General features: G+C 64.0%; 19 protein-coding genes. 14 read left to right on the top strand and 5 right to left on the bottom strand.

Going from position 1 to position 24,002, the window contains the following annotated elements; genetic code table 11:
* The first annotated feature begins 39 nt into the window (after positions 1 to 39).
* The 13 genes from ACSQ3Z_RS11725 to ACSQ3Z_RS11665 all read left to right on the top strand — a co-directional run bounded on the left by ACSQ3Z_RS11725 (position 40) and on the right by ACSQ3Z_RS11665 (position 15,593).
* Positions 40 to 729, top strand: coding sequence for a hypothetical protein (locus ACSQ3Z_RS11725; protein WP_436171427.1), 690 nt, complete (start codon positions 40 to 42; stop codon positions 727 to 729).
* Positions 726 to 1,055, top strand: a complete 330-nt coding sequence (locus tag ACSQ3Z_RS11720) for a hypothetical protein (RefSeq protein ID WP_436171426.1) — start codon at positions 726 to 728, stop codon at positions 1,053 to 1,055. Before ACSQ3Z_RS11725 ends, ACSQ3Z_RS11720 begins: the two co-directional genes overlap by 4 nt.
* A gap of 84 nt (positions 1,056 to 1,139) precedes the next feature.
* On the top strand, positions 1,140 to 2,036 hold the full coding sequence (locus ACSQ3Z_RS11715) for a class II glutamine amidotransferase (protein ID WP_436171425.1): 897 nt from the start codon (positions 1,140 to 1,142) through the stop codon (positions 2,034 to 2,036).
* A 4-nt stretch (positions 2,037 to 2,040) separates the two neighbouring features.
* Entirely contained in the window at positions 2,041 to 2,772 is a 732-nt protein-coding gene (locus ACSQ3Z_RS11710; protein WP_436171424.1) for a protein GlxC, read from the top strand.
* A 6-nt stretch (positions 2,773 to 2,778) separates the two neighbouring features.
* Positions 2,779 to 4,107, top strand: a complete 1,329-nt coding sequence (locus ACSQ3Z_RS11705; RefSeq protein WP_436171423.1) for an FMN-binding glutamate synthase family protein — start codon at positions 2,779 to 2,781, stop codon at positions 4,105 to 4,107.
* Between the two features lie 35 nt (positions 4,108 to 4,142).
* Entirely contained in the window at positions 4,143 to 5,450 is a 1,308-nt protein-coding gene (gene glnT, locus ACSQ3Z_RS11700) for a type III glutamate--ammonia ligase (protein ID WP_436171422.1), read from the top strand.
* Positions 5,451 to 5,486: 36 nt separating this feature from the next.
* Positions 5,487 to 6,740 carry a sarcosine oxidase subunit beta family protein gene (locus tag ACSQ3Z_RS11695; RefSeq protein WP_436171421.1) on the top strand — a complete coding sequence of 418 codons (1,254 nt, stop codon included), beginning with the start codon at positions 5,487 to 5,489 and terminating at the stop codon, positions 6,738 to 6,740.
* A 16-nt stretch (positions 6,741 to 6,756) separates the two neighbouring features.
* Positions 6,757 to 7,032, top strand: coding sequence for a sarcosine oxidase subunit delta (locus tag ACSQ3Z_RS11690; protein WP_436171420.1), 276 nt, complete (start codon positions 6,757 to 6,759; stop codon positions 7,030 to 7,032).
* Positions 7,032 to 10,016 (top strand): sarcosine oxidase subunit alpha, encoded by a 2,985-nt coding sequence (locus tag ACSQ3Z_RS11685; RefSeq protein ID WP_436171419.1) that lies wholly within the window; start codon positions 7,032 to 7,034, stop codon positions 10,014 to 10,016. Before ACSQ3Z_RS11690 ends, ACSQ3Z_RS11685 begins: the two co-directional genes overlap by 1 nt.
* Positions 10,009 to 10,635 carry a sarcosine oxidase subunit gamma gene (locus tag ACSQ3Z_RS11680; protein WP_436171418.1) on the top strand — a complete coding sequence of 209 codons (627 nt, stop codon included), beginning with the start codon at positions 10,009 to 10,011 and terminating at the stop codon, positions 10,633 to 10,635. The genes ACSQ3Z_RS11685 and ACSQ3Z_RS11680 overlap by 8 nt, the downstream gene beginning before the upstream one ends.
* A gap of 154 nt (positions 10,636 to 10,789) precedes the next feature.
* Positions 10,790 to 13,159, top strand: coding sequence for a DUF1989 domain-containing protein (locus ACSQ3Z_RS11675; protein ID WP_436171417.1), 2,370 nt, complete (start codon positions 10,790 to 10,792; stop codon positions 13,157 to 13,159).
* 134 nt (positions 13,160 to 13,293) lie between these two features.
* Positions 13,294 to 13,554, top strand: a complete 261-nt coding sequence (locus ACSQ3Z_RS11670) for a hypothetical protein (protein WP_436171416.1) — start codon at positions 13,294 to 13,296, stop codon at positions 13,552 to 13,554.
* 326 nt (positions 13,555 to 13,880) lie between these two features.
* Positions 13,881 to 15,593 carry an APC family permease gene (locus ACSQ3Z_RS11665; RefSeq protein WP_436171415.1) on the top strand — a complete coding sequence of 571 codons (1,713 nt, stop codon included), beginning with the start codon at positions 13,881 to 13,883 and terminating at the stop codon, positions 15,591 to 15,593.
* 12 nt (positions 15,594 to 15,605) lie between these two features.
* Here ACSQ3Z_RS11665 and ACSQ3Z_RS11660 read toward each other — a convergent pair whose 3' ends face one another.
* The 5 genes from ACSQ3Z_RS11660 to ACSQ3Z_RS11640 form a co-directional block, all read right to left on the bottom strand.
* Positions 15,606 to 15,785 carry a hypothetical protein gene (locus tag ACSQ3Z_RS11660; RefSeq protein WP_436171414.1) on the bottom strand — a complete coding sequence of 60 codons (180 nt, stop codon included), beginning with the start codon at positions 15,783 to 15,785 and terminating at the stop codon, positions 15,606 to 15,608.
* The gene (locus ACSQ3Z_RS11655) at positions 15,782 to 18,925 is read right to left on the bottom strand and encodes an efflux RND transporter permease subunit (RefSeq protein ID WP_436171413.1); all 3,144 of its coding nucleotides are present in this window, start codon (positions 18,923 to 18,925) and stop codon (positions 15,782 to 15,784) included. Before ACSQ3Z_RS11655 ends, ACSQ3Z_RS11660 begins: the two co-directional genes overlap by 4 nt.
* Before the next feature lie 255 nt (positions 18,926 to 19,180).
* On the bottom strand, positions 19,181 to 20,317 hold the full coding sequence (locus tag ACSQ3Z_RS11650; protein ID WP_436171412.1) for an efflux RND transporter periplasmic adaptor subunit: 1,137 nt from the start codon (positions 20,315 to 20,317) through the stop codon (positions 19,181 to 19,183).
* A gap of 75 nt (positions 20,318 to 20,392) precedes the next feature.
* Complete coding sequence (locus ACSQ3Z_RS11645; protein WP_436171411.1) at positions 20,393 to 21,001, bottom strand: TetR family transcriptional regulator; 609 nt, start codon at positions 20,999 to 21,001, stop codon at positions 20,393 to 20,395.
* A 201-nt stretch (positions 21,002 to 21,202) separates the two neighbouring features.
* Positions 21,203 to 22,843 carry an acyl-CoA synthetase gene (locus ACSQ3Z_RS11640; protein WP_436171410.1) on the bottom strand — a complete coding sequence of 547 codons (1,641 nt, stop codon included), beginning with the start codon at positions 22,841 to 22,843 and terminating at the stop codon, positions 21,203 to 21,205.
* Between the two features lie 188 nt (positions 22,844 to 23,031).
* Here ACSQ3Z_RS11640 and ACSQ3Z_RS11635 point away from each other — a divergent pair, with 188 nt between their 5' ends.
* A complete protein-coding gene (locus ACSQ3Z_RS11635; protein ID WP_436171409.1) occupies positions 23,032 to 23,997 on the top strand; it encodes a sugar-binding transcriptional regulator in 966 nt (321 codons plus the stop codon).
* The last annotated feature ends 5 nt before the right edge of the window (positions 23,998 to 24,002 follow it).

Raw genomic sequence — 24,002 nt, 5'->3', positions numbered from 1 at the left:
AGGCTCGCCCCAAGGCAGGGCGAGCCGTTGCATGACGGGATGTCTGAAGTGACGTCAGCATGGCTCGCCGGGGCGCTGGCCCTGGCCCTCGTTGTTCACATCGCCTGGCTTGCGCGCGCCAGCCGCAACAGGGCCTCGGCAGCACTTGCCGCCGACACGGCCAGCATCCGCACAATCGTCACCGATGCCGTCGACGTCGCGGACGGCACAGTTGGAGTCGCCACCTGGGCCGGCTCGTGGAACGGCCGGCGGGTGCAAATCCGCACCATCGTCGACACGCTGGCGACACGGAAACTCCCGGCGCGCTGGCTCAGTATCTCGGTCACCGAACCGGTGGCGGTGCCCGGCACCTTCGACATGATGATGCGGCCGGGTTCGCCGACAACATTCTCCAATTTCGATCATCTCGACCATACGCTGCCGAAGACCGCCGAATTTCCGGCCGAGGCGGTGCTGCGCACGGACCGTAAGGGCGTGCGTTTCCCGCAGGACATCATCGCCGGCCATCTCGAAATCTTCGCCGAGGGGCGCGCCAAGGAACTGCTGATCACGCCGAAGGGTGTGCGCATCGTCTGGCTACTGGCCGAGGCCGAGCGGGCGCGCTACGGCGTGTTCCGGCAGGCCGAGTTCGACGCGACCGGCATTGATCCTGATCTGATCGCCAGACTGCTATCATCTGCGTCGGCACTTCGGGACGCCATCAACCAGAGTGAACGGCAGGCCGCATGACCAGCTCGACCACCTCCCCTGCACCAACGAGCCCCTATCTCGTGCTCGGCGCGGCGGTCGTTTTGCCGGCAAGCGGTCATGTCATTCTGGGCGTGCCGGTGCGCGGCCTGCAGTTCCTGTTCTTCATGGTCATCCTGGCCTGGGTGACGACCAAGATTGCACCACCCGACGCCAGCTTCATCGGCCGCCATGCCGGCGGCTTCCTCATCTACGCGCTGTCGATCCTGGATGCCTACAAGTTGGCGCGCATCCGCTATGCGCAATGGCTTCACAGTGCCCGCCGTGACGGCGATGATGCGCAGAGCGGCATTGAGCCGCATACGTAACTAGAGGAAAATTTTTTTCATATGATTGAATTTCGAGAACTCATTCGGTACATCATCTTCTAGCTGCAAACGTCGGAGGCTGACATGTGCGGAATCGTCGGACTTTTCCTTAAGGACAAAGCGCTGGAGCCGAAGCTCGGCGCGATGCTGTCGGAGATGCTGATCTCGCTCAGCGACCGCGGTCCCGACAGCGCCGGCATCGCCATCTATGGCGCGCCGTCCGGCAACGAGGCCAAGATCACCATCCAGTCGGCCAAGCCCGAGCGCGACTTCCGCGGCCTCGACGCCGAAGTCGCCAAGGCCATCGGCGCGCCGGTGAGCATCGCGGTGAAATCGACGCACGCCGTCATCAGGACCACGCCCGCCAAGATCGACGAGGCGCGCGAGACCATCCAGGCGCTGCGCCCCGACGTCCGCATCATGGGCGCCGGCGACGTGGTCGAGATCTACAAGGAAGTCGGCCTGCCGGAAGCTGTTGTCGAGCGTTTCGACGTGCGCTCGATGACCGGCACGCACGGCATCGGCCATACCCGCATGGCGACGGAATCGGCGGTGACGACGATGGGCGCGCATCCGTTCTCGACCGGCGCCGACCAGTGCCTGGTGCACAATGGCTCGCTGTCCAATCACAACAATGTCCGCCGCGAACTGATCCGCGACGGCATGAAATTCGAGACAGAGAACGACACCGAGGTGGCAGCCGCCTATCTCTCGTCCAAGATGGCGCATGGCAAGAATCTCGGCGAGGCGCTGGAAGGCACGCTCTCCGACCTCGACGGCTTCTTCACCTTCGTCGTCGGCACCAAGAACGGTTTCGGCGTGGTGCGCGACCCGATCGCCTGCAAGCCCGCCGTGATGGCCGAGACCGACCAGTATGTCGCCTTCGGCTCGGAATATCGTGCGCTCACCAAACTGCCCGGCATAGACAATGCGAGGGTCTGGGAACCGGAGCCCGCAACCGTCTATTTCTGGGAGCATTGAGCTGATGCCGGCAATCAACGTGTCCAAGGCAACACGCGACCAAAGCCATGCGAGGGTCTTCGACCTCGCCGAACTGTCGCTGCGCGAACTCAACCAGGCGCTCCACCAGCTCGCCCCTGGCTCGAACGAGACGGCCTGGGAGGTGCTCAACCCGAAAGGCAGCCATTCGGTCGCCGTCGGCGTCGACCAGCCTGTCGCCATCGATGTGCGCGGCAGCGTCGGCTATTATTGCGGCGGCATGAATGCCGGCGGCGCGATAACGGTGCACGGTTCGGCCGGACCCGGCGTCGGCGAAAACATGATGTCGGGCTCGATCACCATCAAAGGCGACGCCAGCCAGTATGCCGGTGCCACCGGCCGCGGCGGGCTGCTGGTTATCGAAGGCAATGCGTCGTCGCGCTGCGGCATCTCGATGAAGGGCATCGACATCGTCGTGCATGGCAATATCGGCCACATGTCGGCCTTCATGGCGCAGTCGGGCAACCTGGTGGTGCTGGGCGATGCCGGCGATGCGCTCGGCGATTCCATCTACGAGGCGCGGCTGTTCGTGCGCGGCAAGGTCGAGAGCCTTGGCGCCGATTGCATCGCCAAGGAGATGCGGCCCGAGCATCTGGAGCTGCTGCAGGGCCTGCTCGACCGTGCCGGCGTGACCGGCGTCAAGCCGTCGGAATTCAAGCGCTACGGCTCGGCGCGCACGCTCTACAATTTCAATATCGACAACGCCGACGCATATTGAGGCAAGATGACCTATCGCAACCCGCCGACGACGCCGCGCAAATCCGCGACCTTCGACGACTACACGCTTTCTGAAATCCGCCGCGCCGCGGCGACCGGCATCTATGACATCCGTGGCGCCGGCGCCAAGCGCAAGCTGCCGCATTTCGACGACCTTCTGTTCCTCGGCGCGTCGATCTCGCGCTATCCGCTGGAAGGCTATCGCGAGCGCTGCGACACCAGCGTGGTGCTCGGCTCGCGCCATGCCAAGAAGCCGATCGAGCTGAAGATCCCGATCACCATTGCCGGTATGAGCTTCGGCTCGCTGTCCGGTCCTGCCAAGGAAGCGCTCGGCCGAGGTGCTACGCTCTCCGGCACCTCGACGACCACCGGCGACGGCGGCATGACCGAGGAAGAGCGCGGCCATTCGAAGCAACTGGTCTATCAATATTTGCCGTCACGCTATGGCATGAACCCGCGCGACCTGCGCCGGGCGGATGCGATTGAAGTCGTCGTCGGCCAGGGCGCCAAGCCCGGCGGCGGCGGCATGCTGCTGGGACAGAAGATCTCCGATCGCGTCGCCGAGATGCGCACGCTGCCGAAAGGCATCGACCAGCGCTCGGCCTCGCGCCATCCCGACTGGACCGGACCGGACGATCTCGAGATCAAGATCCTCGAGCTGCGCGAGATCACCGACTGGGAAAAGCCGATCTACGTCAAGGTTGGCGGCGCCCGCCCCTATTACGACACCGCGCTTGCGGTGAAGGCCGGCGCCGATGTCGTCGTCGTCGACGGCATGCAGGGCGGCACGGCAGCCACCCAGGAAGTGTTCATCGAGAATGTCGGCCAGCCGACACTTGCCTGCATCAGGCCGGCAGTGCAGGCGCTGCAGGATCTCGGCATGCACCGCAAGGTGCAGTTGATCGTCTCCGGCGGCATCCGCAACGGCGCCGACGTCGCCAAGGCGCTGGCGCTTGGCGTCGACGCTGTCTCGATCGGCACGGCGGCGCTGGTCGCGCTCGGCGACAACGATCCGCGCTGGGAGGCCGACTACAACGAGCTCGGCACCACAGCCGGCGCCTATGACGACTGGCACGAGGGACGCGACCCGGCCGGCATCACCACGCAGGACCCCGAACTGATGAAGCGGGTCGATCCGATCGCCGCCGGCCGGCGTCTGGCGAACTATCTGAAGGTGATGACGCTGGAGGCGCAGACGATTGCCCGCGCGTGCGGCAAGAGCAGCCTGCACAATCTCGAGCCCGAGGATCTCGTCGCGCTCACCATCGAAGCCGCCGCCATGGCCGGCGTGCCGCTCGCCGGCACCAACTGGATACCGGGGAAGAACGGCTTCTAGACACCATCCAAAAATACCATAAGCGAGGAACTATAATGGGGAACGATCTCGCCGCATTCGCCAAGAAGCACGGCGTCAAATATTTCATGATTTCCTACACCGACCTGTTCGGTGGGCAGCGTGCCAAGCTGGTGCCGGCGCAAGCCATCGCCGACATGCAGAAGGATGGTGCGGGCTTCGCCGGCTTCGCCACCTGGCTCGACCTGACGCCGGCGCACCCCGACATGCTGGCGGTGCCGGATCCGGATTCGGTCATCCAGCTGCCGTGGAAACCGGAGGTGGCCTGGGTTGCCGCAAACTGCATCATGGACGACAAGGAGGTCGACCAGACGCCACGCAACACGCTGAGGCGGCTGATTGCGGAAGCGGCCGGCGATGGCATGCATGTCAAGACCGGCGTCGAGGCCGAGTTCTTCCTGATCTCGCCGGACGGCAGCGTCATCTCCGACCAGTACGACACCGCGTCGAAGCCTTGCTACGATCAGCAGGCGGTGATGCGCCGCTACGATGTGATCGCCGAGATCTGCGACCATATGCTGTCGCTCGGCTGGGGTCCCTACCAGAACGACCACGAGGACGCCAACGGCCAGTTCGAGATGAACTGGGCCTTCGATGACGCGCTGGCGACCGCCGACAAGCACTCCTTCTTCAAGTTCATGGTCAGGTCCGTGGCGGAAAAGCACGGGCTGCGCGCCACCTTCATGCCAAAACCCTTCCAGGGCCTGACCGGCAATGGCTGCCATGCCCATATCTCGGTATGGGACAAGGCCGGCAAGACCAATGTCTTCGCCGACAATGCGATGGAGCTCGGCCTGTCGGCCAAGGGCAAGAACTTCCTCGGCGGCATCATGAAGCACGCCTCGGCACTTGCCGCGATCACCAACCCGACGGTCAACTCCTACAAGCGCATCAACGCGCCGCGCACCATTTCGGGCGCGACCTGGGCGCCGAACACGGTGACCTGGACCGGCAACAACCGCACCCACATGGTGCGCGTGCCCGGCCCCGGCCGCTTCGAGTTGCGCCTGCCCGACGGTGCGGCCAACCCTTACCTGCTGCAGGCCGTCATCATCGCCGCCGGCCTCGACGGCATCCGCTCGAAGGCCGACCCCGGCAAGCGCTACGACATCGACATGTACCAGTTCGGCCACACGGTTAAGGGCGCGCCGAAGCTGCCACTCAACCTGCTCGACGCGCTGCGCGAGTTCGACAAGGACAAATCGCTCAAGGCGGCGCTGGGTGAGGAATTCTCGTCGGCCTATCTAAAGCTGAAGCACCAGGAATGGAATTCCTATGCTTCCCACTTCACGCAGTGGGAGCGCGACCACACGCTGGACATTTAGCAGTCCCTGCGGTGCGAGCGGCCTCGGAATGACGCAATGAAATATTCGATCTTCTCGCTCGCCCGCGCCGCTCTTTCCGGCCACAAGAACTGGCAGCGCACCTGGCGCGACGCCAGCCCGAAGGATCGCTACGACGTGGTGATCATCGGCGGCGGCGGCCACGGCCTGGCCACCGCCTGGTTCCTCGCCAGCGAGTTCGGCATCAGGAATGTAGCCGTGCTCGAAAAAGGCTGGATCGGCTCCGGCAATGCCGGCCGCAACACCACCATCATCCGCTCCAATTACGGGCTGCCCGGCAATACCGGCTTCTACGAATTGTCGATGAAGCTGTGGGAGCGGATGGAGCAGGACCTCAACTACAACACGATGGTCAGCCAGCGCGGCGTCATCAACCTCTATCATTCCGACGCCCAGCGCGACGCCTATGCGCGGCGCGGCAACACGATGCGCATCAACGGCATCGATGCCGAACTGCTCGACCTCGCCGCGGTCAGGAAGATGATGCCGTTCCTGAACTTCGACAATGCGCGCTTTCCCGTGCAAGGCGGGCTGCTGCAGCGGCGCGGCGGCACGGCGCGGCATGACGCCGTGGTCTGGGGCTATGCGCATGCCGCAAGCGCGCTCGGCGTCGACATCATCCAGAATTGCGAGGTCACCGGCTTTTCGCGCGACGCCAATGGCAAGGTGACCGGTGTCGAGACCTCGCGTGGCAAGATCGGTGCCGGCAAGGTCGGCATGGCGGTGGCCGGTTCTTCCTCGCGGGTTGCCGCGATGGCCGGGCTGCGCCTGCCGATCGAGAGCCATGTGCTGCAGGCCTTCGTCTCCGAGGCGATCAAGCCGCTGCTGCCCGGCGTCATGACCTTCGGCGCCGGGCACTTTTACGTCAGCCAGTCCGACAAGGGCGGGCTGGTCTTCGGCGGCGACATCGACGGCTACAATTCCTATGCCCAGCGCGGCAATCTGCCTGTGATGGAAGACGTCTGCGAGGGCGGCATGGCGCTGATGCCGATGATCGGCCGCGTGCGGCTCTTGCGCCAATGGGGCGGCATCATGGACATGTCGATGGACGGCTCGCCGATCATCGACAAGAGCCCGGTCGACGGGCTCTATATCAACGCCGGCTGGTGCTATGGCGGCTTCAAGGCGACTCCCGGCTCCGGCTTGGTCTTTGCCCATCTTCTGGCACGCGACACGCCGCACCAGGAGGCCGAAAAATTCCGCCTCGACCGCTTCCAGCGCGGCGCGATGATTGATGAAAAGGGCCAGGGCGCCCAACCGAACCTGCACTGAAGGCGGCTGAGAGAGCATGCGTATTGTCTGTCCCTTCTGCGGCGAACGCGAACTCGGCGAGTTCACCTATCTGGGCGACGCCAAGCCGGCCCGGCCCGTGGCGGATGCCGGCGAAGACGCCGTCTTCGACTACGTCTATCTGCGCGACAATGTTGCAGGCGTGATGAGCGAGCACTGGTATCATGGCAGTGGCTGCCGGGCCTGGCTGAAGGTCACCCGCAACACAATCACGCATGAGATTTCGGCGGTCGAGCCGGCAGCGGGTGCTGGCGCCGCCAAGGTTGGTGCGTGATGGTCGGCAGCCCGCAGACGCATCGGCTGAGCAACGGTGGACTGATCGACCGCTCGGCGCCGCTGAGCTTCCGTTTCGACGGTAAGACCTTCGTCGGCTTCCAGGGCGATACGCTCGCCTCGGCACTGATCGCCAACGGCGTCAAGCTGGTCGGCCGGTCGTTCAAATACCATCGGCCGCGCGGCATCCTCACCGCCGGCTCGGAAGAGCCCAATGCGCTGGTCGAGCTGCGCACGGGCGCAAGGCGTGAGCCGAATACCAAGGCGACCACAGCCGAGCTCTATGAAGGCCTCGAAGCCGCCAGCCAGAACCGTTGGCCGTCGCTGCGCCACGATTTCATGGCGGTCAACCAGCTGTTCGCGCCGATCTTCGTCGCCGGCTTCTACTACAAGACCTTCATGTGGCCGGCGAAGTTCTGGGAGGCGATCTACGAGCCGGCGATCCGCCGCGCCGCCGGTCTCGGCCGCGCCGCCGGCGTTGCCGACCCTGACCATTACGACAAGGCCTGGGCGCATTGCGATGTGCTGATCGTCGGCTCCGGCCCCGCCGGCCTCGCCGCAGCCCTTGCGGCTGGTCGCAGCGGCGCACGCGTCATCCTCTGCGAGGAGGACTTTGCGCTTGGCGGCCGTCTCTTGTCAGATGGCGGCACGATCGACGGTTTGCCGGCGGCCGAATGGATCTCGCAGGCGCTTGCCGAACTTGGCTCGATGCGCGACGTCCGCATCATGACCCGCACGACGCTGTTCGGCGTCTATGACGGCGGCACCTATGGCGCGATCGAGCGGGTCAACGACCATCTGCCCTCACCGCCTGAGCATCAGGTGCGGCAGCGGCTGTGGCGGATCGTGGCCAAGCGCTGCGTCGTCGCGGCCGGAGCGATCGAACGGCCGATCGTGTTTGCCGGCAACGACACGCCCGGCGTGATGATGGCTTCCGCGATGCGAAGCTATGTCACGCGCTATGCGGCGACGCCGGGAAGGCGTATCGCGCTGTTCACCAACAATGAGGATGGCTGGCGCACTGTTGAGACGGCTCTCGGCGCCGGATTGCAGATTGCAGCTGTCGTCGATGCGCGACCGGATGTCTCGCCAACTCACCGCTCGCTGGCCTCCAAAAACGGCTTCACTGTGCTGCACGGCTCCGTCAGCGGCGTGGATGGCGGCAAGGATGGTGTCCGGAAGATCTCGGTGTCGCTGACCGGCGGCGCGCGTGCCGAGGTCGAGGCCGATGGGCTTGCCGTCTCCGGTGGCTGGAACCCTGCCGTCGGGCTGACGTCCTATCAACGCGGCCGGCCGAAATGGCAGGACGGCATCGCTGCTTTCGTGCCGGACAGCGCCCCTCCGGGCATGGTTGCCGTTGGTGCCGCCAATGGCTCCTTCGGGCTCGGCGCCTGCCTTAGCCAAGGCTTTGCCGCCGGTGCGGCAGCGGCCGGTGATGCCGGGCACAGCGGGAACACAGGCACAGAGCCTGTCGCCAACGACGAGGCGTTCTCGCTGACCCCGCTCTGGCACGTCGCCGGCAAGGGCAAAGCCTTTGTCGATTACCAGCACGATGTCACCGCTTCCGACGTCGAGCTGGCGCAGCGCGAAGGTTTCGAATCGGTCGAGCACCTGAAGCGCTACACAACGCTCGGCATGGCGACCGACCAGGGCAAGACCTCGAACATCGCCGGCCTCGCCATCATGGCGGCTGTCAGCGGCAAATCCATTCCCGAAACCGGCACGACGATCTACCGGCCGCCCTATGTTCCGGTCGCCATCGGCGCCTTCGCCGGCCATCATCGCGACGAGACTTTCCACGCGACGCGGCTGACGCCGTCGCATCACTGGGCGGCCGAACAGGGCGCTGTGTTCGTCGACACCGGCCTGTGGAAGCGGGCGCAATGGTATCCGCGCGCCGGCGAAAAGGACTGGCTGGAATCGGTGACCCGCGAGGTCAAGGCAGTGCGCGGCGGCGTCGGCTTTTGCGATGTCTCGACGCTCGGCAAGATCGACGTGCACGGTGCCGATGCCGGCACCTTCCTCGACCGCGTCTACATCAACACCTTCTCCAATCTCGCCGTCGGCAAGGCGCGCTACGGGCTGATGCTGCGCGAGGACGGTATCGTCTATGACGACGGCACCACCTCGCGGCTGGCCGAGGACCATTATTTCCTGACCACCACCACTGCCAAGGCAGGGCTGGTGATGCAGCACCTCGAATTCTGCCGCCAGGTGCTGTTTCCGGAACTCGACGTGCAGCTGACCTCGGTCTCCGACCAGTGGGCGCAATTTTCCATCGCCGGACCGAAAACTCGGGACCTGCTCAAGGAAATCGTCGATCCGGCGGAGGACCTGTCCAACGAAGGTTTTCCGTTCATGGGCGCACGCGAGGTCGCGTTGCGCGGCGGCATCAGGGCGCGGCTGTTCCGCATCTCCTTCTCCGGCGAGATGGCGTTCGAGATTTCCGTGCCGGCCCGCCATGGCGAGGCGCTGGTGCGCAACCTGATGATTGCCGGCAAACAGTTCGGCGTGACGCCCTACGGCACCGAGGCGCTCGGCGTCATGCGCGTCGAAAAGGGCCATGTCGCCGGGCCGGAACTGAACGGCACCACCACGGCAGCCGATCTCGGCCTCGGCAAGATGATGTCGACCAAGAAAGATTTCATTGGCCGTGTCATGGCTGGGCGCGAGGCGCTGATCGCGCCGGACCGGCAGGTCGTGGTCGGCATCAAGCCGACGGACAAGGCGCGCCGGCTGCGCTCGGGCGCGCATGTCATTCCGAAGGGCCAGACGCCCGGGCCAGACAACGACCAGGGCTATGTCACCTCGGTCTGCTTCTCGCCGACGCTCGACCAGTGGATCGGGCTCGGGCTGGTCGAGCGCGGGCGCGAACGCATTGGCGAGATCGTCCATGCGCATGATCCGCTGCGCGGCGAGGACTACGATGTCGAGCTCTGCAATCCCGTCTTCTATGATCCGGATGGAGGGCGCCAGCGTGGCTGAGTTTTCCTGGGAAGCCCGCAGCCCGCTTGAGCGTGCGCTCGTCGCAGGACCGTATGGCGTGCATGGCGACGCTGGCGTGTCGCTGACCGAAATCCGCAACTTCGACCTGATCCAGGGAATGGCGCGGCGCGGCAAGGCGACTGACATGGCCGAGGCTGCGAAGGCCCGTTTTGGTGTCCCTGCCCCGGACACACCCAAGGTGGTTGGCGCGGTGGACGCAACTCTCATCTGGTCGGGGCCTGACCAGTTCCTCGTGCTGTCGAGAAACGGCAAGCATGCGATGGGTCCTCTCGGTCAGGTCTTTGCGTCTTCGGCTTCGCTGTCCGACCAGTCGCATGCACGCGTCCTGATCAGTGTCTCGGGCGCCAAGGCGCGCACGATGCTCGCCAAGTTGTCGTCGATCGATCTTCATCCCGATGCATTCCCGATCGGAACTGCTGCGGCAACTTCGATGGATCACACCAGCGTCACGCTCTGGCGTGGCGCCGACGGCCCGGATGGGCAGGCCGTGTTCAATGTCCTGGTGTTCGCGACTTTCGCCGAAAGCCTGTGGCACACGATGCTCGATGCGGCTGCGGAATACGGCGTCGCGATCAGGCATTCCGAGATGCTGGCGTAGCGCTGTGCGCGCCTCATTCCCTTCTCCCATTGTGTGGGAGAAGGGAGAGCCGCACCTGGGCGTTCCGCCTTGCCAAACTGGTAAGCACTGCTATTCTTGCTGCTAAAATAATTTCACACACAGGCAAACTTGTTTCTCGAACCGCAAGGCTGAGATGAGCCAGTCGCCCTACCCTGCCGTAACAGCCGGACCGCCCCGGCCGAGCCTGATTCTCCGGCCCGGCCAGATCGCGCTGCCGCCCGGCATGGAGCGCTATACGATCCGGGGTAATGGCGCGGTGCTGATCGAGGTCGAGGCCGGCGATACGATCACGGTTCGCAATGTCGAGGGCGGCCAGGCCTGCGAGCTTCTGGCCTGGGACAAGTCTGGCACCACCGATCCCGCTATTCTCGGCGAAAAATCCAACAGCAATGCCGCCGGCATCAAGGCGCTGCTTGTCGACGGCGACGATAGCCTTTCGGCCGTGCGCCGTGGCCTCGAGCGCCGCCAGGTGCAGCTCGATCAGGCGAAGGCGGTGCGTGTGTTCGGCGGCACGACGCCCGCCAGCACCGAACAGGGTTTTGCCGTCGCACGCGACGGCGCGATGCTGATCGCCGCGCCCGCCGGTCCGATGCTGGTCGACGGCCACGACACGGCGACACCGCTCAGCGTCATCGTCCGCCGCGCCACCATCCGCCCGGCGGCGAAGTCTCAGCTCGGCGACCCGCTCGCCGATCCGGTGCTCGACCTGCGCGTCCATTCGGCAACCGCGGAATCCTACTTCGTCAAGGCGGGCGACTACCTGCAGATCATCGATGTCGACGGCCGGCAATGCACCGACTTCCAGTGCTTTTCAGCGCGCAAGCTGGACAAGGGGCGCGATCATCCACTCGACGTGACGACGACGCGCACGCTGATGGGCGCGAGCTATCCGATGCCCGGCCTGCACTCGAAATATTACGATCAGGATATGGAGCCGCTGGTCGAGGTGGTGCAGGACACGTGCGGTCGACACGACGCCTTCGCGCTCGCGTGTGCGGCCAAATATTATGACGACATCGGCTATCCCGGCCACACCAACTGCTCCGAGAACTTTAATCGCGCGCTCTCGGACAAAGGCGTAAATCCCCGCGCGGGCTGGATGGCGATCAACTTCTTCTTCAACACGGCGATCGACGCGCATGGCGTGATGGTGTCGGACGAGCCGTGGTCGCGGCCGGGCGACTATGTGCTGCTCAGGGCGCTCACCGACATCGTCTGCGTGTCCTCGGCCTGCCCAGACGATACAACGCCGGCCAATGGCTGGAACCTGACCGACATCCATGTGCGGACCTATTCCGGCCAGCACAAATTCTCGCGAGCGATCGCCAGACGCATGACGCCCGATTCGGAACCGAAAATGACCCGCGAGACATCCTTTCATTCGAGCTTTGCCAAACACACGCGCGACTTCGTCGAGTACAGGGGCTACTGGCTGGCCAATTCCTTCGCCAAGGAAGGGCCGATCGCCGAATATTGGGCCTGCCGGCAGGACGCCGTGATCATGGACCTCTCGCCGCTGCGCAAGTTCGAGGTCACCGGCCCGGATTCGGAAGCGGTGCTGCAATACACGCTGACCCGCGACGTGAAAAAACTCGGCGTCGGCCAGGTCGTCTATTCGGCCATGTGCTACGAGCATGGCGGCATGATCGACGACGGCACGCTGCTTCGGCTCGGCAAGGACAATTTCCGCTGGGTCGGCGGGGACGATCTTTCCGGCGAGTGGCTGCGCGAGACCGCCAAGAAACTCGGCCTCAACGTGCTGGTGCGATCCTCCACGGACCAGATGCACAACATCGCCGTGCAAGGGCCGAAGAGCCGCGACATCCTGAGAGAAGTCATCTGGACCTCGCCGCTGCAGCCCTCGATCGACGAATTGGAATGGTTCCGTTTCGCCGTCGCGCGCATCGGCGGCGGCAACGGCATCCCGGTCGTCGTCTCGCGCACCGGCTACACCGGTGAGCTCGGCTACGAGATCTGGTGTCATCCACGCGACGCCGAAAAAGTGTTCGACGCGATCTGGGAGACCGGCCAGCCGCACGGGCTGAAGCCGATGGGCCTGCAGGCGCTCGACATGGTGCGCATCGAGGCCGGGCTGATCTTCGCCGGCTATGAGTTCTCCGACCAGACCGATCCTTTCGAGGCCGGCATCGGCTTCACCGTGCCGTTGAAGACGAAGACCGACGATTTCATCGGCCGCGAGGCGCTGATCCGCCGCAAGGAGCACCCGCAGACGAAACTGATTGGCCTCGACATCGACGCCAATGTCGCTGTCGGCCATGGCGACTGCGTCCATGTCGGCCGCGCCCAGATCGGCGTCGTCACTTCGGGCATGCGCTCGCCGGTGCTGAACAAGACCATTGCGCTGGCGCGGCTCGACGTCACGCATTCGGCCATCGGCACCGAGGTCGAGATCGGCAAGCTCGACGGCCATGCCAAGCGGCTGCCGGCGCGCGTCGTCGCCTTCGCCCATTACGACCCGCAGAAGACCAAACCGCGCTCCTGACAGCATTGCAACCAAGCCGGTAGTGGGTCAGTTTGGCAAGCTTTGGGAGATTGCTGACATCGTTGCGTTGATCCAAGCCAAGGAAGCCGAGAAGCCAATAGTGCGCGGCCCGTACCGGAAGAAAGGCGTCTCAATTGATTGATCCTAAACCCATCACGAACGAAAATATTCTGATGGCTCTTGGCATCGTTCTCGTCGAAATTCGCGCGGCCGATGAAATATCCACAGCACGGATGCTCGCTGACGCATTTCACAACGCACCGGCCATGATCGCGTCTGGCGCCAGTCCTCAGGATACCTGGGCAAGTGTACTTGGAACCGCTCGCAGGCTTGATGTGGAACGATATGTAGTCTGGCTATTAAGCCACGTTCAGGCGAGACAGATTTCAAACTGACCCACTACCGCCAAGCCATATTGCTCGACAAATGACGGCAGTTATGGTATTGTTTTGGCCATGGTGCTGATTTGCGCCGCGACCCGCCTTTGGCGGGTTTTTTCGTTTCAGACCACCCGGCAGCGCCGCGAAAGCCGGCGTTTCGCAAGCGTGATGTGCACAGCGCCACAAAACGCTTGACGTGAAAGCGCGCCGGATCAATCTTCACTGTTAAGAAAAAAATACGACTGAGTGGAAACACCGACAGTCGTCGATATTGTGTCGGGGGAAGCTTCGCGAAGCCGAGGCGTCGCCGGCGGGGACAACCAAAAGAGGAACACAGACACATGAGCACGGTAACCACCACTGCCCTGGTGCAGCCTGCCGAAGGGCAGCTGCACCGGAACATCGACTGGCGCGGCGCCTTCTGGGTGGCAAGCGGCGTTCCAGCCCTCGTCCTGTTTTCGATCGGCGGCATAGCCGGCACGACCGGAACGCTGGCCTTCGCGATCTGGACAGTGTCCATGATCATGGGCTTCCTGCAGTCCTTCACCTATGCCGAAATCGCCGGCCTGTTCCCGAACAAGTCCGGCGGCGCCTCGATCTATGGCGCCACCGCCTGGCTGCGCTACTCCAAGTTCATCGCGCCGTTGTCTGTGTGGTGCAACTGGTTCGCCTGGTCGCCGGTGCTGTCGCTCGGCTGCTCGATCGCCGCCGCCTATATCCTCAACGCGCTGGCGCCGCTGCCGGTGTTCAGCGAGACCTCGCCGGAGGTCATCGCCTATATCGCGGCCCATGCCGGAACGGCTCCCGCCGACGCGATCACCGCGGTGACCGCGGCCGCAACGCCCGTCATCCGCACGTGGTCGCTGTGGAGCCACACGCTGGGTCCGGTCTCCTTCACCTTCAACTCAACCTTCTTCATCGGCGCGGTGCTGATGCTGATCATCTTCTCGATCCAGCATCGCGGCATTCTCGGCACGGCCAATGTGCAGAAATATATCGGCCTGCTGGTCATCATCCCGATGTTGATCGTCGGCGTGGTGCCGATCTTCACCGGCCAGATCAACTGGGCGAATTTCTCGCCGTTGGTGCCTCTAGCCGCCGCCTACGCCCCCGAGCCCGGCGCGTGGAACATCGCCGGCTGGACGCTGGTGCTTGGCGGCATGTTCATCGCCGCGTGGTCGACCTACGGTTTTGAGACCGCCGTCTGCTACACGTCGGAGTTCAAGAACCCCGGCACCGACACGTTCAAGGCAATCTTCTATTCCGGCCTGCTGTGCATGCTTTTGTTCATCCTGGTGCCCTTCACCTTCCAGGGCGTGCTTGGCTTGAACGGCATGCTGGCGACGCCGATCGTCGACGGCTCGGGCGTTGCCGATGCGCTGGCCGGCATGGTCGGCGGCGGCAATCTGATCCACAGCCTCTTGGTGATGCTGATGATCCTGGCGCTGGTGCTCTGCATCATGACGGCGATGGCCGGCTCCTCGCGCACGCTCTACCAGGGCTCGGTCGACGGCTGGCTGCCGCGCTATCTCAGCCATGTCAACGAACACGGCGCGCCGACGCGGGCGATGTGGACCGACCTGATCTTCAACCTGATCGTGCTGGCCATCGCCTCGGCCGACGCGACGAGCTTCTTCTTCATCCTCGCCGTGTCGAACTGCGGCTACATCATCTTCAACTTCCTCAACCTCAATGCCGGCTGGATCCACCGCATCGACAACGGCCATATCGCACGGCCTTGGAAGGCACCGAGCTGGCTGCTCGGCGTCGGGGCGATCTTCGCCTATGTCAACGCGGTCTTCATGGGCGCCGGCGCCAAGGTGTGGAACCCGATGGCGCTGTGGGCCGGCCTGATCACCGCGGCGCTGATCATCCCGGTGTTCTGCTTCCGCCACTACATCCAGGATGGCGGCAAGTTCCCGGACCACATGCTGGCCGATCTCGGCATGTCGTCAGCCGATCTCAAGGTCAAGAAGGCGGGAATGCTGCCCTATCTGACGCTGGTCGCCGGCGTGGTGGTGATGCTGCTGGCCAACTGGCTGTTCGTCATCTGACCTCAGAGCGGTTCATCGTTTCACGGAAACGCAGAACCGCTCTATCTTTTTGTTTTGACGCAATTCCGGACGGAAAACCGCTTCACACTTTTCCTGGAATTGCTCTGCAAGGATCGGGCGCAGATCAAAGCGCCTGATTGACCCAAAGAGATTGCCGGCCGGTCGAGACATCGACCGGCCGGCATTTTTCATTCCGCCGCCAGCGCCAGCTGCGGCTGTTCGGTGTTCTCCGGCACGGCGTCGGCCGGTTGCTCCTCGGCTCCGCGCTTCTTTGGCTCGCGGCCGAAGAACAAGGCATAGCCTGCCGGAAGCACGAGGATGGTGAGAACGGTGGCGACGAGGATACCGCCCATCATCGCGTAGGCGAGCGGCCCCCAGAACACGGCGCGCGAGATCGGGATCAGCGCCAGCACCGCCGTCATCGCCGTCAGCACGATCGGCCGGAAACGGCGTACAGCCGAGCCGATGATGGCCTCCGAGCGTTCCATGCCCCTGGCTATGTCCTGGTCGATCTGATCGACCAGGATGATCGAGTTGCGCATGATGATGCCGAGCAGCGCGATCACGCCGAGGATGGCGACGAAGCCGAACGGTGCGCCGCTGATCAGAAGCGCGGCCGCCGCACCGATGATGCCGAGCGGGCCGGTCGCCAGCACCAGCATCGCCTTGCCGAAATGCTGCAGCTGGATCATCAAGAGCACGACGATGACGGCCAGCATGATCGGCGCCTTGGCGGCAATCGAGGCCTGGCTTTCGGCGGAATCCTCGGCACCGCCCTGGATCTCGATCTTGTAGCCGGGCGCGAGGCCGTCGCGCAGACCCTTGATGTCGTTGTACATCTTGGTGACGACATCGTTGGACTGCACGCCATCCGGCAGCGTGCCGCGCACGCTGATTGTCGGCAAGCGGTCGCGCCGCCATTCGACGCCCTGCTCGAGCACCGGAACGACCTTGGCCACCTGCGACAGCGGCACGAAGCCGCCGAAGTCGGTCGGGATATAGACCGAGTCGACCGAGGACAGCAGCTTGCGGCTCGCCTCCGGCTCACGGGCGACAATGGAGACCGTCTCCTCGCCGTCGCGGAAATCGTCGAGCGGCGCGCCGGACATGGTTGCCTGCAGCATCTGGCGGATGCGCTGCGAGCTGACGCCGAGTGCACGGGCGCGATCCTGGTCGATGACCAGCTTCATCGCCGGCACCGGTTCCAGCCAGTCGTCGTGAACGGCGCCGAGCAGCGGATTGGCCTGGAACTTGGCCTTCACCTCGTCGGCGATGCGGCGCACCTCCTGGCGGTCCGGACCCATGACGCGCATCTGCACCGGCCAGCCGGTCGGCGGGCCGAGGAACAGGCGGTCGACCTTGGAACGGATCGAGGGGAAATCCTGCGCCAGGATGGTGCGCAGCTTGACGATCAGCCGTTCGCGGGCCGGTTCGTCCTTGGCCATCACCAGGAGCTGGGCGAAGTTCGGATTCCTGAGCTGCTGGTCGAGCGGCAGGAAGAAGCGCGGCGCGCCCTCGCCGATATAGGTGGCGATGAAACGCTTGTCCTGATCGCCCATCATCTTGGCTTCGAGCGCCTTGGCCTGCGTCTCGACCTCCTTGATGCTGGTGCCTTCCGGCAGCCAGAGATCGACGAGGATTTCCGGACGCGACGACTGCGGGAAGAAGTTCTGCGGGATGAACTGGAACGCCCACAGGCTGGTACCGAAGGTGACCAGGGTCATCACCAGGACGATGATGCGATGGCGCACGGCCCAGCCGACAGTGGCGCGCAGCCGGCGATAGAAGCTGGTGTCGAAGGCATCGTGATGATTGCCGGCATGCTTGCGCTGCTTCAGGATCATGTGGCCGAGCCATGGCGTGAAATAGACCGCCACGAACCAGGACACGACCAGCGCGATGCCGACGACGTAGAACAGCGTGCGCACATATTCGCCGGCCGTCGAGGCGGCGAAGCCGACCGGGATGAAGCCGGCGGTGGTGATCAGCGTGCCGGTCAGCATCGGGAAGGCCGTCGAGGAGTAGGCGAAGCTCGCCGCCTCGATCTTGACCAGCCCTTCCTCGAGCTTTCGTTCCATCATCTCGACGACGATCATGGCGTCGTCGACCAACAGGCCGAGCGCGATGATCAGCGCGCCGAGCGAGATGCGCTGCAGGTCGATGCCGATCTCGTACATGATGGCGAAAGTGGCGGCGAGCACCAGCGGAATGGCGATGGCGATCACCAGACCGGAACGCCAGCCGATCGAAAGGAACGAGACGACGAGCACGATCAGCAGCGCCTCGCCGAGCGCCTCCATGAATTCGTTGACGGCATCCTTGACGACCTCGGGCTGGTCGGAAATCTGGTCGACCGCAACGCCATAGGGCAGAGCTTCCTCGAAACGCTGATAGGTCGCCTCGACGTCCTTGCCGACGTCCTTGACGTTGAAGCCCTTGGCCATGACGACGCCGACCTGGACGCTCTCGTGGCCATTGAAGCGATACTTGCGCTGGTAGGGATCCTCGAGACCCGAGGTCACGGTGGCGATATCGCCCAGCCGCGTCACCTGGTTGCCGGCGCGCAGGCGAAGCTCGCGGATGTCGGCCGCCTTGGTCACATCGCCCTCGACCGAGATGCGCACCGAACGCAGGCCGGTGTCGACCGAACCCGACGGATCGACACTGTTCTGGCCCTTGATGGCGTTCTGCAGGTCGGTGAGCGTCAGGCCGCGCTCGGCGAGCGCCTTGGACGAGACGTCGATATAGATCTTCTCGGGCTGGTCGCCGATGATGACCGCCTTCTCGACGCCGGGCGTCGTCAGCAGCATGTCGCGCGCCTGGGTGGCGAATTTCTTCAGCTCGGGATAGCTGTAGCCGTCGCCGCTGATCGAATGCAGCGTGATGAAGGTGTCGCCGAACTCGTCGTTGAAATAGGGACCGAGCAAGCCTTGCGGCAGGTCGCCGGCGATATCGCCGACCTTCTTGCGCACCTGGTAGAAGGCATCCTTCACCTGGTCGGCGTTGGTGTCGCCCTTGATCTGGACGGTGATGATGGCGCTGCCGGCGCGGGTGTAGGAACGCACGAAATCGAGATGCGGCGTTTCCTGCAGCTTGCGCTCGATCTTGTTGACGACCTGGTCCTCCATCTCCTTGATCGAGGAGCCTGGCCAGACCGCCTGCACGACCATGACGCGGAAGGTGAAATCCGGATCTTCCTTCTGGCCCATGCGCATCAGGCCGAGCGCGCCGGCGATGATGATCAGGCCAAACAGGAAGCGCGCGATGCTCGGGTGTCCGATCGCCCAGCGCGAGAGATTGAACGGTTTTTTTTCATTCGTGTCGGTGGTCATCGGCGTCAGTCCAATCCAATTGATTGTCGGCGCATGCGCGCGGCATGCTCACGGAATTTCCGATGCTGGCTTCCGGGCGACGAGGCTTTCCGAGCGGAGAGACACTCGTCGCGGTGGGACGCGAGGACGGATGTGGGGGTTACATCGACCTGACGTCTCGACAATCGGGCACTCGCCGCCCGGAAACCGTGACCCACTAGACCCCGCGGCTTTCGCCTAAGGTGATGACAAGTGGGTTTTCATTTTGCCTGGGCTTCAGCGCAGGCTGCTGGTGGTCTCGCCATCATTCTCCGCCGATGCGGCCTGCTGCGCTGCATCGCCGGAGGGCTTGACCTTCAGATTTTCGGTCATGAACTGTGTGCCGGCGGCAACCACCACGTCGCCCTGCTTCAGCCCGTCGGCGACATTGACGCCGTCGGCGGTGAAGTCGCCGACCTTGACCGGGCGCGGATGCACCGTCTCGCTGTTACGGTCGACGGTCCAGACGATCTTCTGGCCGTCCTTCTCGGCGAGCGCGCTGAGCGGGACCGACACCATCTGCTGCCGGCTCGCCACCGAGGCCTCGATATTGGCGGTCATGCCAAGCAGCACGCGCGGATCGTTGGGCAGCGAGACGCGGACGGCAAAGGTGCGCGACTGCGGATCGGCACTGCCGGCAACCTCGCGGACCTTGCCGGCAAGCGTCAGCGCATCGTCCGACCAGAAGCTCGCCTTGACGTCCTTGCCCGGCTTGAATTCAGCGATATCCATTTCCGGAACGGCGATCAGCACTTCCTTCTCACCGTCGACGGCGACCGTCATGACCGGCGTGCCGGCGCCGACCACCTGGCCGACATCGGCGGTGACGGCGGTGACGATGCCGTCCTGGCTTGCCTTGAGATCGGTGTAACCGACCTGGTTTCGGGCCTGGGCAAGGGTCGAGCGGGCGGCATCGCGCGTCGCCACCGCCTGGTTGTAGGTCAGTGTCGCCTGCTCAAGCTGCGACTTGGACGCGACGTTCTTGGCGTAGAGCTGCTCGGCGCGCTTCTTGGTCAGATCGACCGTCTCGACCTGCCGTTCGGCGGCATCGAGGCTCGCCGCCGCACTCTTGACCGACAAGTCGTAGTCAGAGGGGTCGATGCGGGCCAGCACATCGCCCGAAGTCACATGCTGGCCGATGTCGACGAGCCGCTCGGTAACCTTGCCGGCGACACGGAAGCCGAGGTTCATCTCGGTGCGGGCGCGCACCGAGCCGGAATAGTCGAGCTCGCGGGTGGTTTGCGCCTGACCGATCTCGACCACCTTGACCGGCCGGATGATATCCTTGACTTCGGCCTTTTCTTGGCTGCAGCCGGCAAGCCCGAGCACCGCGACGACGAGCACGGCCGGACCGACTGCTGGAAGCCTGCTCATGATGGAATTGGACAAAGACACCTTAGTACTCCCAAACTGGAGATGAACCGTCTTCCGGCGCCCGGCGGGCGGCGGTTATTTCTTCAAGGCCTTGATCGCGTAATCGATGAGGTCGTCGGGCATCGCCCGGTTGGTCTTGGCAAGGCATTGCGCCACCATCTGCGGATGGCACAGGATGACGGTGGCGGCGCCGAAGCAGCGCGACGCGATCACCGGATCCTGCTCGGCGAACTCGCCGGCTTCGATGCCGTCGCGGATCACCTCGGCGAACAGATCGTGGATGCTGTCGACATGCTTGTCGATGACGCCCCAATCACGCTCGAGGGCAACGATGACCATCTCATGCACCTTCTGGTCGTCGAGCATGACTTCCATCGTCATCTTGTACTGCGCGTGCACGTAGCGCCGCAGCCGCTCCTCGGCGCTGATCGGCAGGCGGGAAATCTCGTAGGCCATCTTGTAGCTGGCGCCGAGCATACGGCCGCAGACGGCCTGGTGGATTTCGACCTTGGTGGCGAAGAAGCGGTAGATGTTGGCCGGCGACATGCCGAGCTCGCGCGCAATGTCGGCGACATTGGTCTTGCCGTAGCCATAGTGGCGGAACAGGCGTTCGGCGCAGTCGAGAATGCGGGTGACATTCTCCTGGCGGGTCGGGTCGGCCACGATGTTTGCGATCTCGGGCATGGCTCTCTGTCAAATTACGAGTGACGAATTTCAATTTTCGTCAGTCATAAATCGAAATTCGTGAGATGTCAACGCGGATTCGACGTACGCGTATAATTGGTGACAGATGGTGACAGTCAGAGCGGCCGGCCCGCCAGGCGCTTCGTCCCGGACGCCGGGGGCAAACCTATCGAGGACAGAGCGAAAGAGCGTAAAGGCCGCTCACCCTGCCTTCGCCATCTCGCGCAGCCGAAACTTCTGGATCTTCCCGGTCGATGTCTTGGGAATCTCGGCGAAGATCACCGCCTTCGGCACCTTGAAGCGGGCAAGCAGCGCGCGGCAGTGCTCGATGATCTCGGCCTCGGTCGCCGTCCTGCCGGGCTTCAGTTCGACATAGGCGACCGGCACCTCGCCCCATTTGTCGTCTGCCCGGGCGACGACGCCGCAGGAGGCGACGGCGGGATGCTTGTAGAGCGCGTCCTCGACCTCGATCGACGAGATGTTCTCGCCGCCGGAAATGATGATGTCTTTCGAACGATCCTTGAGCTGGATGTAACCGTCGGGGTGCATGACACCGAGGTCGCCGGAGTGGAACCAGCCACCGTCGAAGGCCTCGTCGGTTGCCTTGCGGTTCTTCAGATAGCCCTTCATGACGATGTTGCCGCGGAACATGACCTCGCCGATGGTCTCGCCGTCGGCCGGCGTTTCCGTCATCGTCTCGGGGTTCATCACGGTCAGGCCCTCGAGCGCTGCATAGCGCACGCCCTGCCTCGCCTTCTTCGCCGTCCTCGGGCCCTTCTCCAGCCCATCCCACTCATTGTGCCATTCGTTGACGACCGCCGGACCGTAGGTCTCGGTCAGGCCGTAGAGATGGGTGACGGCAAAGCCGGCATCGGCCATGCCCGACAACACGGCCTCCGGCGGCGGTGCGGCAGCGGTGTTGAAGGTGACCGTCTGCGGGAATTGCCGCTTGTCCTCGTCGCTGGCGTTGATCAGCACCGACATGACGATCGGCGCGCCGCAGAGATGGGTCACGCCATGGTCGGCAATCGCATCGTAGATCGGCTTCGGCCGCACCCAGCGCAGACAGACGTGGGTGCCGGCCTGGACGGCGAGCGTCCAGGGAAAGCACCAGCCATTGCAGTGGAACATCGGCAGCGTCCACAGATAGACCGCGTGCTTGGCCATGCCGGCGTGGATGGTGTTGGTGTAGGCCATCAAGGCCGCGCCGCGATGATGGTAGACGACGCCCTTCGGGTTGCCGGTCGTGCCCGAGGTGTAGTTGAGCGAGATGGCGTCCCATTCGTCGTCGGGCATCGACCAGCCAAAATCCTCGTCGCCGCCGGCGACGAACTCCTCGTAGTCGAGCGTGCCGATCCGCTCGCCCTTCGGATAGGGCGCATCAGCGGCGTAATCCGGATCGTCATAGTCGATGACCAGTGGCCTGGCCTTGGCCTGCGCCAGAGCCTCCTTGAGGACGCCGGAAAATTCGCGGTCGACGATGAGGACTTTCGTCTCGGCATGGTCGAGCTGGAAGGCAATTACTGCCGCATCGAGGCGGGTATTGAGCGAATGCAGCACCGCTTTGGTCATCGGCACGCCGAAATGCGCCTCCAGCATCGGCGGCGTGTTGGAGAGCATCACGGTCACGGTATCGCCCTTGCCGATGCCGCGCTTCGAGAGCGCCGAGGCGAGCTTCAGCGAACGCCGCCAGAAATCGCGATAGGCGATGCGCTGGCTGCCATGGATGATGGCGATATGGTCGGGATAGGTCCTGGCCGCGCGCTCCAGATAGGTGAGCGGCGTCAGCGGCTGGTGATTGGCGGCGTTCCTGTCGAGATCCTGTTCGTAGGGATTGCCCATCCCGTCCTCCGCAATGTCGAATATCAACTTCTAATCACAGGCCTCGCGCCGCGTCACCACCAACGATGCCACGACAAGGTGCATTTGGCACAATGATGATCCAGATTCAGCGAGCGAAAGGGTATTGCATACCTCGCTCAATTTGACTTTTGTCGAGAGCCGTGAATAATGTCAGCTGAGGAGATGGCATGGCGATCCGACCGGCAGAACAGCTTATCCACAAGGCCGCCTGGCTCTACTACGCCCATGGCCTGCGACAGGATCAGGTAGCCAGCCAGCTCAACATTTCGCGCGCTTCGGTCGCCATGTATCTGCGCAAGGCGCGCGAGACCGGCATCGTCAACATCTCGACCTCGACCCAGCTCTTCACCGACGATGTCATGGCGCGCCGGCTCGAAGACGCCTTGAGCCTCGACGCGGTCTGGATCGCGCCGGAAAACGACTATGTAATCGATCCGTCGACCGACATCGCGGTGCTGGCGGCGAGCGTCTTTCTCGAACTGGTGAAGAAGGGCGACCGCATCGGCGTCGCCTGGGGCCGAACCATCTATACCATCGCCGACATCATGTCCTATGCCGATCTGCAGGACGTCACCGTGGTGCAACTCTGCGGCAATCTCGGCGCGCCCTATTCTTACCGGCCGGACCAGTGCACGATGGAAATCGCGCGCCGGCTCAACGCCAAGGGACTGAATTTCTACGCGCCGCTGGTGCTGACGACGGAAGCGCTGGCACATGGCTTGCGCGCCGAGCCGGTGATCCGCGAGCAATTGTCCGGGATAAGCGACTGCGATCTTGCGCTCTATTCGGTCGGCACCGTCGATGCCGACAGCCATGTCGTCAAATGCGGCGCGCTGAGCGCCGGAGAGATGGCTTTACTGCGCGAGGCCGGTGCCGCCGGCGTCATCGCCGGCCAGATCATCGATGCCGCCGGCAAGGCGCTCGACTGCAGCTACAATCGCCGCGTCATCTCGGCGGCGCTGTCGTCGCTGCGCCAGATCGAAAAACGCCTGATGGTGGTGCAGGAGGACAGCAAGTTCGAACCGCTGCTCGCTGCCCTCGCCGGTGGGCTGTGCACACATCTGGTGGTCGGCGCGCGCATGGCGAAGCGGCTGCTGGAGCACGCGGGAGCGGCGACCGAAAAGGCCTCCTAGACAGA

The organism is Mesorhizobium sp. LjNodule214 (assembly GCF_964252735.1).
In the GTDB taxonomy this organism is placed as follows: domain Bacteria; phylum Pseudomonadota; class Alphaproteobacteria; order Rhizobiales; family Rhizobiaceae; genus Mesorhizobium.
Note: the sequence above shows the minus strand (reverse complement) of the source record. Positions and strands in the feature narration are given on the sequence as shown.

What these genes read in the sequence shown, in the direction of transcription:
- glnT (WP_436171422.1), top strand. Translation starts at nt 4,143, where the DNA reads ATGGGGAACGATCTCGCCGCATTCGCCAAGAAGCACGGCGTCAAATAT.
- ACSQ3Z_RS11690 (WP_436171420.1), top strand. Translation starts at nt 6,757, where the DNA reads ATGCGTATTGTCTGTCCCTTCTGCGGCGAACGCGAACTCGGCGAGTTC.
- ACSQ3Z_RS11705 (WP_436171423.1), top strand. Translation starts at nt 2,779, where the DNA reads ATGACCTATCGCAACCCGCCGACGACGCCGCGCAAATCCGCGACCTTC.
- ACSQ3Z_RS11635 (WP_436171409.1), top strand. Translation starts at nt 23,032, where the DNA reads ATGGCGATCCGACCGGCAGAACAGCTTATCCACAAGGCCGCCTGGCTC.
- ACSQ3Z_RS11660 (WP_436171414.1), bottom strand. Translation starts at nt 15,785, where the DNA reads ATGAAAAATGCCGGCCGGTCGATGTCTCGACCGGCCGGCAATCTCTTT.
- ACSQ3Z_RS11675 (WP_436171417.1), top strand. Translation starts at nt 10,790, where the DNA reads ATGAGCCAGTCGCCCTACCCTGCCGTAACAGCCGGACCGCCCCGGCCG.
- ACSQ3Z_RS11650 (WP_436171412.1), bottom strand. Translation starts at nt 20,317, where the DNA reads ATGAGCAGGCTTCCAGCAGTCGGTCCGGCCGTGCTCGTCGTCGCGGTG.
- ACSQ3Z_RS11645 (WP_436171411.1), bottom strand. Translation starts at nt 21,001, where the DNA reads ATGCCCGAGATCGCAAACATCGTGGCCGACCCGACCCGCCAGGAGAAT.
- ACSQ3Z_RS11720 (WP_436171426.1), top strand. Translation starts at nt 726, where the DNA reads ATGACCAGCTCGACCACCTCCCCTGCACCAACGAGCCCCTATCTCGTG.
- ACSQ3Z_RS11695 (WP_436171421.1), top strand. Translation starts at nt 5,487, where the DNA reads ATGAAATATTCGATCTTCTCGCTCGCCCGCGCCGCTCTTTCCGGCCAC.
- ACSQ3Z_RS11715 (WP_436171425.1), top strand. Translation starts at nt 1,140, where the DNA reads ATGTGCGGAATCGTCGGACTTTTCCTTAAGGACAAAGCGCTGGAGCCG.
- ACSQ3Z_RS11725 (WP_436171427.1), top strand. Translation starts at nt 40, where the DNA reads ATGTCTGAAGTGACGTCAGCATGGCTCGCCGGGGCGCTGGCCCTGGCC.
- ACSQ3Z_RS11640 (WP_436171410.1), bottom strand. Translation starts at nt 22,843, where the DNA reads ATGGGCAATCCCTACGAACAGGATCTCGACAGGAACGCCGCCAATCAC.
- ACSQ3Z_RS11685 (WP_436171419.1), top strand. Translation starts at nt 7,032, where the DNA reads ATGGTCGGCAGCCCGCAGACGCATCGGCTGAGCAACGGTGGACTGATC.
- ACSQ3Z_RS11655 (WP_436171413.1), bottom strand. Translation starts at nt 18,925, where the DNA reads ATGACCACCGACACGAATGAAAAAAAACCGTTCAATCTCTCGCGCTGG.
- ACSQ3Z_RS11710 (WP_436171424.1), top strand. Translation starts at nt 2,041, where the DNA reads ATGCCGGCAATCAACGTGTCCAAGGCAACACGCGACCAAAGCCATGCG.
- ACSQ3Z_RS11665 (WP_436171415.1), top strand. Translation starts at nt 13,881, where the DNA reads ATGAGCACGGTAACCACCACTGCCCTGGTGCAGCCTGCCGAAGGGCAG.